Source organism: Cryobacterium sp. Hh7 (assembly GCF_004403155.1).
GTDB lineage: Bacteria > Actinomycetota > Actinomycetes > Actinomycetales > Microbacteriaceae > Cryobacterium > Cryobacterium levicorallinum.
In genome coordinates this window covers 41,459-53,661 of sequence record NZ_SOHG01000014.1, presented here as the reverse complement: position 1 = coordinate 53,661, position 12,203 = coordinate 41,459, and the positions used below count along the sequence as shown (strand labels likewise).

Annotated in this window: 12 protein-coding genes; 4 read left to right on the top strand and 8 right to left on the bottom strand. The window is 66.3% G+C overall.

Annotated features, from left to right (window positions below; genetic code table 11):
* Positions 1 to 78 precede the first annotated feature (78 nt).
* The 6 genes from E3T43_RS03510 to E3T43_RS03485 form a co-directional block, all read right to left on the bottom strand.
* On the bottom strand, positions 79 to 1,275 hold the full coding sequence (locus tag E3T43_RS03510) for an acyl-CoA dehydrogenase family protein (RefSeq protein ID WP_134471348.1): 1,197 nt from the start codon (positions 1,273 to 1,275) through the stop codon (positions 79 to 81).
* Positions 1,272 to 2,888 (bottom strand): AMP-binding protein, encoded by a 1,617-nt coding sequence (locus tag E3T43_RS03505; protein WP_166791223.1) that lies wholly within the window; start codon positions 2,886 to 2,888, stop codon positions 1,272 to 1,274. Before E3T43_RS03505 ends, E3T43_RS03510 begins: the two co-directional genes overlap by 4 nt.
* Positions 2,885 to 3,796: an SDR family oxidoreductase gene (locus tag E3T43_RS03500; protein WP_134471423.1), complete on the bottom strand. Its 912-nt coding sequence runs from the start codon at positions 3,794 to 3,796 to the stop codon at positions 2,885 to 2,887. The genes E3T43_RS03505 and E3T43_RS03500 overlap by 4 nt, the downstream gene beginning before the upstream one ends.
* A gap of 23 nt (positions 3,797 to 3,819) precedes the next feature.
* Complete coding sequence (locus E3T43_RS03495; protein ID WP_134471346.1) at positions 3,820 to 4,305, bottom strand: MaoC family dehydratase; 486 nt, start codon at positions 4,303 to 4,305, stop codon at positions 3,820 to 3,822.
* Positions 4,306 to 4,416: 111 nt separating this feature from the next.
* Entirely contained in the window at positions 4,417 to 5,880 is a 1,464-nt protein-coding gene (locus E3T43_RS03490) for an aldehyde dehydrogenase (protein WP_134471345.1), read from the bottom strand.
* Positions 5,877 to 7,040 carry an NDMA-dependent alcohol dehydrogenase gene (locus E3T43_RS03485; RefSeq protein WP_198414299.1) on the bottom strand — a complete coding sequence of 388 codons (1,164 nt, stop codon included), beginning with the start codon at positions 7,038 to 7,040 and terminating at the stop codon, positions 5,877 to 5,879. The genes E3T43_RS03490 and E3T43_RS03485 overlap by 4 nt, the downstream gene beginning before the upstream one ends.
* A gap of 155 nt (positions 7,041 to 7,195) precedes the next feature.
* Here E3T43_RS03485 and E3T43_RS03480 point away from each other — a divergent pair, with 155 nt between their 5' ends.
* The 4 genes from E3T43_RS03480 to E3T43_RS03465 all read left to right on the top strand — a co-directional run bounded on the left by E3T43_RS03480 (position 7,196) and on the right by E3T43_RS03465 (position 10,848).
* The gene (locus E3T43_RS03480) at positions 7,196 to 8,308 is read left to right on the top strand and encodes an ABC transporter substrate-binding protein (RefSeq protein WP_134471344.1); all 1,113 of its coding nucleotides are present in this window, start codon (positions 7,196 to 7,198) and stop codon (positions 8,306 to 8,308) included.
* Positions 8,309 to 8,400: 92 nt separating this feature from the next.
* Complete coding sequence (locus E3T43_RS03475) at positions 8,401 to 9,240, top strand: ABC transporter permease (RefSeq protein WP_134471343.1); 840 nt, start codon at positions 8,401 to 8,403, stop codon at positions 9,238 to 9,240.
* Complete coding sequence (locus E3T43_RS03470; RefSeq protein WP_241978791.1) at positions 9,237 to 10,022, top strand: ABC transporter permease; 786 nt, start codon at positions 9,237 to 9,239, stop codon at positions 10,020 to 10,022. Before E3T43_RS03475 ends, E3T43_RS03470 begins: the two co-directional genes overlap by 4 nt.
* Positions 10,012 to 10,848, top strand: a complete 837-nt coding sequence (locus E3T43_RS03465; RefSeq protein ID WP_241978790.1) for an ABC transporter ATP-binding protein — start codon at positions 10,012 to 10,014, stop codon at positions 10,846 to 10,848. Before E3T43_RS03470 ends, E3T43_RS03465 begins: the two co-directional genes overlap by 11 nt.
* 39 nt (positions 10,849 to 10,887) lie before the next feature.
* On the opposite strand, the gene E3T43_RS03460 is transcribed toward E3T43_RS03465, so the two are convergent.
* Together E3T43_RS03460 and E3T43_RS03455 are read right to left on the bottom strand one after the other, a co-directional pair.
* Entirely contained in the window at positions 10,888 to 11,634 is a 747-nt protein-coding gene (locus E3T43_RS03460) for an IclR family transcriptional regulator (RefSeq protein ID WP_198414298.1), read from the bottom strand.
* 146 nt (positions 11,635 to 11,780) lie between these two features.
* The gene (locus E3T43_RS03455) at positions 11,781 to 12,035 is read right to left on the bottom strand and encodes a hypothetical protein (protein ID WP_134471342.1); all 255 of its coding nucleotides are present in this window, start codon (positions 12,033 to 12,035) and stop codon (positions 11,781 to 11,783) included.
* Positions 12,036 to 12,203: the final 168 nt, after the last annotated feature.

The following is a 12,203-nucleotide window of genomic DNA, read 5'->3' as shown; positions in this document are numbered from 1 at the left end:
GCGGCCGAGACCGCCACGGTCTGGCGCTTCGCTCACCTCGATACGGCGATTTCCCACCCGCGTCGACGCCCTCAACGGTTAGCGCGTGAACGCCGACAGGCCGGTGACCGCACGACCGACGATGAGCGAGTTCATCTCGTGCGTGCCCTCGTAGGTGTAGACCGCTTCGGCATCGGTGAAGTAGCGGGCCAGATCATGTTCGACGCGGATGCCCTCGGCTCCGGCGATCTCGCGGCCGAGCGCGACGGTCTCCCGCACGCGGTCCGCCGCCCACGTCTTCGTGAGCGCGGCCACCGTCTCGGTCAGCTCGCCGCGCACCTTGAGGTCGGTGAGTCGCACGGCGAGAGCGAGCGTTGCGGTCGCGTTGCCGAGCATTCGGGTGAGCTTCTCCTGGATGAGCTGGAATCCCGCGATTGGTCGACCGAATTGGTGTCGGCCGAGAGCGTAGCGAAGCGCCGCCTCGTAGGCGCCGATCTGCATGCCCGCAGCGTTCCAGCCGACGACATAGCGCAATTGGGCGAGAATCGCCGAGACATCTCGGAACGAGTTGATGCGCTGCAGTCGTTCCGACTCTGGCACCCGCACGTCGTTGAGGGTGATGTCGCCGTTCCGCACCATGCGCAGCGCGATCTTGCCGCGGATGTCGGTGACCGTCACGCCGGGGGCCTCACGCGGCACGAGGAACGCCTTCGCAGCCCCGTCGGTGTCATCCTTCGCGACGACGAGAATGACGTCCGAGAGGGCGGCATTGCCAATCCAGCGTTTGTGCCCGGTGATGTGCCAGTTCTCGCCGTCCCGCGTCGCCGTCGTTTCCATCCCCGCCGCGACGTCCGACCCATGGTCGGGTTCGGTCAGGGCGAAGCATCCGGTCAGATCGAACGACGGGATGCGCGGATCGAGGCGCGCCACCTGCTCGCGGCTGCCACCCTCGCGAACGACCGTGCGGAACATGCCGACCTGGCCGCCGTAGAGCGTGGCGATCGAGGCGTCGAAACGTTGGAACTCGAAGTGCTTGAACCCCACGTAATAGGGGCTCAACTGCCCGTCGGCGCCCAGCAGCTCGGGGTCGTCCTCGAGGCCCAGGGCGGCTAGTTCGGCGCGCAGGTGAGCGGGCGATTCGCCCGCCTCCCACCATTCCGCCAAATGCGGTCGAGCACGCTCCTCAAGCAGGTCGCGAAGCGCCTGCAACTTTGCCAGCTCGCGACCCGTCAGCAGTTCAGTGGCGTAACCGAGCAGGTCGGTGGGCGGCGCGCTCGGGTCGGGAATCGGGCTCATGCGTCCGCCTCCTGCATTTCTCGCATCGCGTCCTCTTTCACTCGGGCCAGCTCTACCTTGCCGGTGAGCGAGCGATCGAGGCTCGCGCGCACGAAGAGGTGCCGCGGCTTCTTGAACCCAGCGAGACGCTCGGCGACGAAGTCCAGCAGCTCTGCGGTGTCGATCGCGGCATCCTCGACCGGTGCGACCATCGCACACACCGATTCGCCAAATCGCGGATGCGGCAGCCCGAACACGATCGCGTCGCCGACGCTCGGATGCTCGAGCAACACCTGCTCGACCTCGGCGGGGAAGACCTTCTCGCCGCCCGTGTTGACGACGGCCGAGAGCCGGCCCAGGAGTTCGATCGTGCCATCGCCATTCGAGCGCGCCCAGTCGCCGGGCACTACGTAGCGGTGCCCGCGAATCTGAAGGAAGGCCTGTGCCGTCTTCTCGGGATCGCCGTAGTAACCCTTGGGTAGCACTCCGCGGTAGCCGAGGACGCCGAGCGCCCCGTCGTCGAACGAGATCTCGTTGTAGTCCTCGTCGAGCAGGACGGCATCGGGCGTGAGCACGAGCCGGGCAGGCAGGTCCTCGACGCTCTTGGTGATGCCGAATGCGTACGGGCCGCCCTCGCTCGAGGCGAGCAGGTCGATGATCTCGAGGTCGCCGAGCAGATGCAGCCGACGCTTCACGTCGTCGCTGAACCGCATGCCCGAGGAGAAGATCCAGCGCACGTGCGGGAGCCCACCATTCAGTTCGGCCCAGTCGGCGAGGGGGAGAGCGAGAACGTCGCCCGCGACGATGAGCCGCGTCGCCTGGTGCGCGCCCATCAGACGGTAGGCCTCGTCGATGTCCATACTCGGTTGGGCATGCAGTACGGCCGTGCCGCCGAGGGCGAGGGTGCCCATCGTCATCGACTGCGCCGTGCCATGCAGCATCGGAGCCATCGGCAGCGTCACGATCTTCGGGGTCGCCGGGTCGACGGCGATCGCGATGGCTCGTTCAAGGGTCTCGGGCGGCTCGATCCCGGTCACCGCCCAGGTGGATTGGCGTCTGGCCTCGAGCAGGGTGTCGAGATCCCACTCGACGGCCTTGGGCGCCCCCGTCGTGCCCCCCGTATACAGGCGCAGGTCTGCGCCCGTGGGAGCCGAGGCCGGCATCGATCCACCGGCTGCGATGATGTCGTCGTATCGCACCGCGCCCGGTATCCGGTCAGTGCCGAGGGGATCGGCACCGTCGGCGACGACCACGATGGAAATCCCGAGCCCAGCCGCCGCCTCCGTCGCTTTCGCACCGAATGATGCGGGGGCGACGAGCACTTTCGAGCCGGAGTCGACCAGCAGCGCCCGCACCTCGCTCGCCGTGTAGCGGTAGTTGAGTGCGACCGGCGCGACACCGGTGGCGAGACAGGCCCAGATGAACGTCAAAAACTCGGGCCGGTTATAGAGCAATGTCGCGGCGGCGTCACCGGTCTGCAGTCCGCACTCTTCGGTGAGATAACGGGCGAGTGCGCCGGATTCGTCGGCGAACTGTCGCCAGGTCATCTCGCCGTCGCGGGTGATGATCGCCGTGCGCTCTGGTACCGCAGCTGCGATGCCCTGCCAGAGGTCGGAATAGTGGATGCGGGTCACTGTGTCACCCCTGCTGCGCGGGAGGGTGGTCCGGATGTCTGCGCTTGCGCGGCGAAGCGGGCCTGCCAGGCTGCATTGATCCCGGAGGCACTCCACCCTCCGTCCGAATAGTCGACGTCGAGCACCTCGGGATGCGAGTACAGCGACAGCCGGTCCCCGCCGATGCCGATCGCCTGGCCGGTGACCGAATGCGATTCATCCGAAGCGAGCCAGACGATGAGCGGGGCTACGTCTTCGGGGCTGCCGAGGCCCTTCTCGCGTCGGATCTCGGTCGGGATCGGCTCCCCCGCCAGATAGCGCTCGTAGAGTTCCGCATATGCGGGAATGGTGCCGGTCATGGGTGACATGGCGATGGGGATGACGGCATTCGCCGTGATGTCGGCGCGAGCGAGCTCGAGCGACCAGGTTCGGGCCATCGCCACGAGGCCCGCCTTGACTGCCGCGTAATTGGTCTGACCGAACGAGCCGAACTGGCCAGCCGGGGAGCCGATCACGATCAGGCGGCCGCCCTCGCCCTGCTCGCGCATCCGGATGGCGGCGGCTCGACCCGTGGTGAACGTGCCGCGCAGGTGGGTTGCGACGACGGCGTCGAAGTCATCGTCGGACATCTTCCACAGCACGCGGTCGCGCAGTACGCCGGCATTGGCGACGAGGACATCGAGTCGCCCGAAGGTCGTGACCGCGTCATCGACGAGCTGCTCGGCGGTGTCGGCCGGACCGACGGGGCCGATGGAAACGACGGCCCTGCCGCCGCGGGCCTCGATCTCGGCGACGGCATCGGCCGCCGACGCTGCATCAACGTCGTTGACGACGACCGCTGCGCCCGCGTCCGCGAGTGCGATCGCATAGGATCGCCCGAGGCTCCGGCCCGCGCCCGTGACGATCGCGACACGGCCGTCGAGACGGATGTCGTCGACTGGGCTCACGGCGCTCACCGGTAGTGCCTCAGGACGAGCTCGGCCGCGACCGCGGGCTTCGTTTCGCCCTCGACCTCGAAGATCAGGGCCAGAGTCACCTGCCAGCCACCCGGGACCTCGTCGATCTGCACGACCGTCCCGCGCACCCGGATGTTCGCGCCAGAGGGCACGGCGTTGGGGAAGCGGATCTTGTTGAACCCGTAGACGATTCCCGTCGTGGTGCCCGAGACCTTGTAGATCTCGCGCAGGTGCGGGACCACCATGCTGAGCGTCAACATGCCGTGGGCGATGCGCCCGCCGTACTGCGACTTCGCAGCGGCTTCGGCGTCGACGTGAATGGGGTTGTCGTCGCCGGAGAGCTGCGCGTACAGGTCGATGTCCTCCTGCGGTATGGCGCGAAAGGTCGAGGGGCCGAATTCGCGGCCGACGATATCGCCGACCTCATCGATCGTGGTGAACACATGCGCCTGCTCAGCAGGCATGACGGAGGAGTCTGACATTCGGGCTTCTTTCTGATCGGGGCCGCCGTTCGCGGCCCGGCGGCGACGGCCGGCTGATCCTGAGCGCACCGCCGAGCCATACGAGGCGACTTACGGCGCCTCGCCTGGCTGCTACCGCCAGATGGATTTGACCTCTTGGTAGTTGCGGACCGCCTCGGCGCCGAACTCGCGGCCCAAGCCCGAATCCTTGTAGCCGCCATACGGAGTATTGAAGTCGGGACGGTAGCCGTTCAGACCGATCGAGCCGGTGCGTACGCGGCGGGCAACTCCGAGGATCTCGTCCTCCGCGCCATAGACAGCGCCGGCCAAGCCGTAGCGCGAGTCGTTCGCGATGCGCACGGCGTCGTCGACGCTGTCGTACGGGAGGAGCGTGACGACCGGGCCGAAAACCTCTTCCTGCACGATTTCGCTGTCTTCGGCGGCGTCGGTGATGACCGTCGGCGCGTAGAAGTACCCGGTGCGCGGCAGCGGCTGCCCACCGGTGACGATCGTGGCGCCCGCCGCTCGCGCACGGTCGACCATGCCCGAAACGCGCTGATGGATGCGCTGCGAGACGAGCGGCCCAAGCTCGGTGATCTCGTCCCGCGGGTCGCCGACCTTGAGATCGCCAGCGAGGGCGACGAGTCGGTCGCGCACCTCGTCGTACAAGCTCGTCGGCGCCAATACGCGCGACATCATGGCGCAGATCTGGCCGCTGTTATCGAATATGGCGTTCCGCAGGCTCGCGAACGCGGCGTCCAGATTAGCCGACTCGAGCACGATCGCCGCCGACTTGCCGCCAAGTTCGAGAGTCACCGGGATGAGTCGCTGGCCGCCGATCGACGCGATCTGACGCCCCGCCTCGGCCGATCCGGTGAAGCTGATCTTGTCGATGCCGGGATGCGCCACAAGTGCCTGCCCCGTCTCGCGGCCACCGGAGACAATATTGATGACGCCCGGCGGCATGCCGATGGCGAGGCTCGCGTCGGCGAAGGTGAAGGCGTCGAGCGCTGTCTCGGCGGCGGGCTTGATGACGACGGTACAGCCCGCCGCGAGAGCAGGCGCGAGCTTGAGAGTCAGCGAAGCGTGCGGGTGGTTCCACGGCACGATGAGGGCCGCGACCCCGAGTGGCTCGCGCCGCACGATCGAGTTGCCGGTGCCGTGGATGTTGGGCCGTTCCTCCTCTTCGAAGTCCGGTCGCCGAGCTACCTTCGCGTAGTACCGCAGGTGCGTGATCGGCCGCACGCTCGCCCAGGGCCTGGAGACCGAGATAGGCTGGCCGATCTCGGCGGTGATGAGGTTGGCCGTATCGAGGCCGCGTCGTTCCATCTCGTCGGCCAGCTGGTCGAGCCAGTCGGCCCGCTCGGCGGGCGTCAGGCGGGGCCACGGGCCGTGGTCGAACGCCTCGCGCGCGGCGCGCACGGCGCGGTCGACGTCGGCGGCGATCGCGTCGGGCGCCCGACCGACCTCGCTGAGGTCGACGGGGCTCTCGACGACGATCTCGGCGGGGCCGGCGGGGGCAACCCACTCGCCTCCCGCGAAGATGCTTTCGCGCGACACCGAGCGGGTGGCCCTGGCCTCGGTTGCGGTCGTCATGAACGGCCTTCTGCAGTGTGGGGGGAATCTGACGCGGGGTGGGCAATGCCGCCGCGCATGTTGCGTCCTTCCAGCAGGTCGATGTACCCCTGCTCGATGTCGTCAAGAGAGTAGGTAGCCGAGATCAGCTCATCGAGCTTCAACTGCCCGGCGAGGTACATGGCATATTGACGGGGGATGTCCGCTCGCGGGTTGCTCGCCCCGTAGATCGCACCCTGGATGCGTTTCTGAAAGCGCGTGATATCGAGCGGCGCGATTGGGATGCTGACCTCGCTGCTCGGGGCGATGGACGTCACCACGACGGTGCCGGCCTTGCGGATGGCATAGAACGCGTCTGCGATGTCCTGACCCCGCAAGGTGCCGACGGTGATGATCGCGCTGTCGGCACCCTGCCAGTCGGTGATGGTGCGGGCGAATTCAGCGGCGTCGGCAATGTTGTCGAATGCGTGCGTGGCACCGACTTCGAGGGCCTTCTGGCGCTTGAGCTCGACGGGGTCAACGGCGATGACAGCCATTGCCCCCGCGTGTGAAGCGCCCTGGACCGCGTGGATGCCCACGCCGCCGACTCCCATGACAATGACGACGTCACCCGGGCTCACGTCCGCTGCGTAGACCGCCGAACCCCATCCGGTGCCGACACTGCAGCCGAGCAACCAGACCTTGTCGAGATCAGCGTCGGCGGGCAGCTTGACCGCCGAGTTGACATCGACGACGGTGTGCTCGGCGAAGGTGCCCAGACCGCACATCTGGCCAACCGGAGTGCCATCTTCGAGCGAGAACCGGAAGCTGTCGGTATCGGTGAAGCGGCTTCCGAGCATCAGGAAGGCGCCGAGCTGGCAGAGGTTCGTCATTCCCTCATTGCACCAACGGCACTTGCCACAGCTGGCTATGAACGAAAACACGACCTTGTCGCCCACAGCCCAGTCCGGCGTGTTGGGCCCGACGGATTCGACGATGCCGGTGCCTTCATGGCCGCCGACCATGGGAAGGTGGCCCGCCGTGCTGTCGCCGGTCACGAGGTGGTAGTCGGAGTGGCACAGGCCACTCATCACCATCTTCACTCGGATCTCACCCTGGCGGGGGTCATCGAGCAGGACGTCGACGACCTCGAATGGACCAGGCTGCTCCCGGACGATTGCCGCACGCGTGCGAATGGGCATTGTTTCTCCTTTGAAACGGGGCCGGCCGCACGTTCAACCGACGTGCGGCTTCACTACCACGATAGCCATTAACGCCCCCTTGCGCACCACTCTGCGTACAAAAGTACGCAATGTGTTGAAATAACCCCGGTGCATGTGGCAACATCACTAGCATCGTGCAGGTCGAAGTCGACGTGCACGACCGCACCGGGCGGAGTGCACTCACCCCGGGACCGGTCTCCGCGCAGTGGCGCGGAGTATCCCGACTGGCAATGGAGGCAGTAATGAAGTCGCTACGCACCCGCGCACCCCTCACTCTGGGGATCAGCATTCTCGCAGTTCTCGGTCTCGCCGCGTGCAGCGCTCAGACCGACGCCAGAACCGGCACTGACACCAGCGACGCTCCAGCGGAGATCCAGCCGCTCGTCGCCGGGGTCATCCCCGTCACCGACATCGGCCCCGTCTATATGGCGCAGCAGAATGGGGTCTTCGACGAGGCTGGCTTCGACCTCACCCTGCAGCCAGCTGGCTCGTCGACCGAGATTATCCAAGCCATGCAATCGGGTCAGGTGCAGATCGGCTACGGCGGCTCGACCGGCGTGTTCCAGGCCATTGAGAATGGCGTCGATCTCGTCATCATTGCCGCAGCGAGCGCAACCTCGGATGACCCTGAAAACGGCATCAACGACCTCCTCGTCACGGCCGACAGCCCGCTGAAGTCCGCACAGGACCTCGAAGGCAAGACCGTCGCAGTCAACGCCCCCGGCGGCTACACGCAGCTCCTCGCTGACATCGCCATCACCGAGGATGGCGGAGACCCGAGCCTGGTCAAGTACGTGCAGATGGGCGTCCCCGACCAGCCGGCCGCCCTCGCGAGCGGGGCGATCGACGCTTTTGTCGCGGGTGAGCCCTTCGGCACCCTCGGCCGAGAGGAGAACGGATTCCGTACACTCGCGAACCCGTTCACGGCTCTCTCCGACAGCGCCGTCGTGGCGGGAGTCTGGTACGCGCTGCGCGCACAGGTCGAGGAGCGACCGGACTACTACGCGAACGTCGCTGAGACGATCGACGCCGCGAACCAGTACGCGCTCGGCAACGACGAGGAGCTGCGCGAGAACATCGCCGAATTCACCAAGATCGATGCCAAACTTGCTGCCCGCATCCGTCTCGGGTCGTACGGCAAGCTGCCGCTGACGATCGAGAACCTGCAGGCCATCGCCGACTGGTCGTTTGAACTCGGGTACGTCAAGAACGACGTCGACCTGGAATCACTCGTCTGGGTGCCCTGATCCGCTGACAGGCGAGTCCGCGGCCCCGGAAACCTGCAAGTCCGCGGACTCGCACCAAACTCCCCTTCCACGACAACTCACGGAGGATACCCATGCCGACACGTGCGGCGCCCGCGGAACGCACGACCCGCGTTCCGTTCAGCCAGACCCCGGTCTCGACGCCCGTGCTCGGACTAGTCGGGACCCTGGCGTTTATCGTCATCTGGGAGCTCGCCTCCCGGCTCGAGGTCGTCAATCCGCTCTATCTGCCCCCGTTCAGCGAAGTCGCGGTAACGGTCGTACAGGTCGTCGCCGGCGACCTGTACCGCGCCCAGTTCTGGACGGCTCTCGGCAACACGATGCTCGGATGGAGCGTTGGTCTCGCGATCTCTCTGGTACTCGGCATTGTCGTCGGCCTCGTCATCGGCTCCAACCACCGGGTGCGTGAGTTCACCCACTCGACGATTGAGTTCCTGCGCCCGATTCCATCGGTCGGTCTTATCCCGATTGCCATCGTCGTCTTCGGTGTTCGACCCACCGCGACGATCGCCATCGTCGTCTGGGCGTGCTTCTGGGTCATCCTCATCCACGTGATCTACGGCGTCGCCGACGTCGATCCGGTCGCGGAGTCGACGGCCAGGAGCTACGGGTTCGGGCCGCTGGCGCGCGCACGATATGTCGTCTGGCCGACTCTGCTGCCGTACCTCATGACGGGAGTGCGCCTCTCGGGCACTATTGCCCTCGTCGTCGCCGTTACGATTGAGATCGTTGTGCAAGCGCCGGGAATCGGTCAGATGATCGCGCAGTATCAGTCGGCCGGAAACTCCGCGGTTGTCTACGCGCTCGCCCTGCTCGCCGGTGTCCTCGGGCTCATCATCAACCTCGCTTTGCGCCGCCTGGAGAACTCCGTGCTCGCGTGGCATCCCTCCGTGCGCGGGGAGGTCGTCCCGTGACCGCCCGCAAGTTTCTGACCCGCGTCTGCATGGCGCTCGCGCTGCCGATCATCATCGTGCTCGTCTGGTGGGTCGGCACGGTCGACGACACGAACCCGTTCGTCCCCAAGCCGGTCAATATCGTCACCGACCTGGTCACGGTGTGGGCCGGCCCGCTCGTGATCGAGCAGGTCGTCCCGTCGCTCTACCGGCTCGCCATCGGGTTTGGGGGCGCGATCATCGGAGGAGTGCTGCTCGGCGTCCTGATCGGCTCGAGCCGTGTCGTGCGCAAGCTCACTGGCCCGCTGTTCGAGTTTGTCCGCGCGGTGCCGCCGCCCGTCCTGCTACCGGTGCTGCTGTTGGTGATCGGAATCGACGACCGCTCAAAGATCTTCCTGATCTTCCTCGGATGCCTCTGGCCCATCCTGCTGAACACGATCGACGGGACCCGCGCCGTCGACCAGGTGCTCGCTGATACGACACGCACCTATGGCATTGCGGGCTGGTCACGGTTCCGATACTTCGTGCTGCCGGCGTCGATGCCGCGCATCATGACAGGTATCCGGCTCGCCTTGCCGATCGCCATCATCCTCATGGTCGTGTCGGAGATGTACGCGGCGATCGACGGGCTCGGCTACCAGATCATGCTGTTCAAGCAGACTTTCCAGACCGGCCCCATGTGGGCCGGCATCTTCATCATCGGCCTGATCGGCATCGCGCTCTCCGTCGTCTTTCGGGTGACCGAGCGCCGGGTGCTGGGATGGTATTTCGGACAACGAGAGGTGGAATCCAGTGAGCGCTGACCACAAGGGGGCCGAGGCCCCCGTCCTGCTGTCCGTCCAGGGGATCCAGAAGATCTACCCGTCGGCGGGGGGCGGCGTCGAAGCCGTGCGCGACCTGACCTTCGACCTGCACAAGGGCGAGTTCGTCTGCCTCGTCGGCCCGTCCGGGTCGGGCAAGACGACGCTGCTCAAGGTCATCTCGGGTCTCATGGCTGCCACCACGGGTCAGGTCCTGCTCGACGGCACGGTCGTCGATGGGCCACCCCGCAACATGGCGCTCGTCTTTCAGGAGTATGGACGTTCGCTCTACCCGTGGCTTCGGGTCGCGGAGAACGTCGAACTGCCCCTGAAGGTCGCGGGTGTGGGGAAGGCCGAGCGGCAGTCGCGCGTCGCCGAGGCCCTCGACGCCGTCGGCCTCGCGCACGTGCCGAAGTCGTACCCCTGGGAGCTCTCCGGCGGAATGCAGCAACGCGTGGCGATCGCGCGCGCCATCGCCTACCAGCCCGAGGTGCTGCTCATGGACGAGCCCTTCGCGGCGGTCGACGCGCAGACGCGGGCCGACCTTGAAGACCTCGTGCGCTCGGTCTGGGCCAGGCTCGGCCTCACCGTGCTGTTCGTGACCCACGACATCGACGAATCGGTGTATCTCGGCGAGCGCGTCATCGTCCTGTCGTCGTCGCCGACCGTCATCCTCGAAGATCTCGCGATCGACCTGCCAGCGCAGCGCGACCAGCTGGAGACGCGGTCGGATCCGCGTTTCGTCGAATTGCGTCACCACGTCTATGCGCAAATCCAGAAGGCGAAGACCTACACGGGCGATACCCAGTCTGTCCCCGTCGTCGGCTGAGGGAGGACGCCGACCTCGATGCGGATCGGCAAATCGTGCTCAGTCGCTGCCCTCGTCGAAGTGCGCCGTTGCCAGGGCCCGCGAGATGGAGGTCGCGGTCAACCGCACCAGGTGAATCATGTTCTTGCCGTCGATGTCGGCTTGCGTCAAGGCCAGCGACACCGCCGCGATGACGCGGCCGTCTGCAGCGCGCACGGGAGCGGCCACCCCGGTGTGCACATCATCCGCCTGCCTGTCGCTCACGGCATAGCCGTTTAAGCGGATGTCCGCGAGCACACCCCGAAGCTGGTCACCATCGGCGTAGGTGCGCGGGGTGACCGCTTCGAGCTCCCCCGACAGCACTTCGTCCTGAACTTCGGGCGGCGCATTGGCCAGCAGCACCTGCCCAATCGCCGTGACGTGCAAAGGATAGCGTCCGCCCACCAGTGGCCGTTTGTCCGTTCGCCGCGGGCTTTGAAACCGCTCGATCGATACGAGCTCGAGCCCCTCCCTGATCGCCAGGTGCGAGGAATATCCAGTCGTCTCATAGAGATCCTGCATGTACGGCCGCGCCAGGCGCTGCAAACCAACGGAACGCGGCGCGAGCGACGCTACCTCCCACAGGCGGAGACCGATGCGATATTTGCTCTCGCCATCGCGCTCCAGGGCACCCCACTCGGTCAGCCGCTGCACGATGCGAAAGCAGGTCGCAATCGGAAGTCCGGTGCGACGGCTGATATCGGAGAGAGATTGTCGTCCTCGGCCGCCATTGAAGGTTCCGAGGATGGTCAACGCGCGGTCGATCACCGATCGGGGCGCGCCGCGATCATTCTCATCCTCTGTGTCGCTCGGTATCACGACACCCATTATCCCGGGCACGGCTCGCAAAGGGCTAAATGCGTGCCCGTAGCTAGCCTCGGGTCGCATCGCCCTGCTCCCTAACACCGATCACCCTAGTGAGCTCCCGGAAGGACAACGTGGTCGAGCGTGTAGTCTGTGCCCGCGAGCGCCTGGGTCATGATCGCCTCCATGACGGGCTGCGGCACGAGGCAGTCCGCACAGGCGTCTTCGCCGGCGGCAATCCGCACGACCACCAGTTGCGGCTTCGTCTCCTCCCAGGAGAGCAGGTAGCCGTCGGTCGCGAGCATGTCGCGGAAACCGGCCAACGCGGTGTCGACCGTGGCGCGGCCAATAATCGTTTCAGACATTCAACTCTCCTAACGTGCGCGGGATGCGGGCGCGCGGTGGGCGATCCCGAGGTCTGTGACCGAGCCGAGTCGAATTATCACGGCCGCATCATCGTGCTGAGTTAATCACCGGGAACCTCCCGGGTTGCCACCCGTTTTCATGTGGCGGAAAGCTGCGCGCCTGCCCGC

Bases quoted from the DNA above. Each gene is read 5' to 3' on its own strand.
- E3T43_RS03455 (WP_134471342.1), bottom strand. From the start codon at position 12,035: ATGTCTGAAACGATTATTGGCCGCGCCACGGTCGACACCGCGTTGGCC.
- E3T43_RS03510 (WP_134471348.1), bottom strand. From the start codon at position 1,275: ATGAGCCCGATTCCCGACCCGAGCGCGCCGCCCACCGACCTGCTCGGT.
- E3T43_RS03485 (WP_198414299.1), bottom strand. From the start codon at position 7,040: ATGCCCATTCGCACGCGTGCGGCAATCGTCCGGGAGCAGCCTGGTCCA.
- E3T43_RS03475 (WP_134471343.1), top strand. From the start codon at position 8,401: ATGCCGACACGTGCGGCGCCCGCGGAACGCACGACCCGCGTTCCGTTC.
- E3T43_RS03490 (WP_134471345.1), bottom strand. From the start codon at position 5,880: ATGACGACCGCAACCGAGGCCAGGGCCACCCGCTCGGTGTCGCGCGAA.
- E3T43_RS03495 (WP_134471346.1), bottom strand. From the start codon at position 4,305: ATGTCAGACTCCTCCGTCATGCCTGCTGAGCAGGCGCATGTGTTCACC.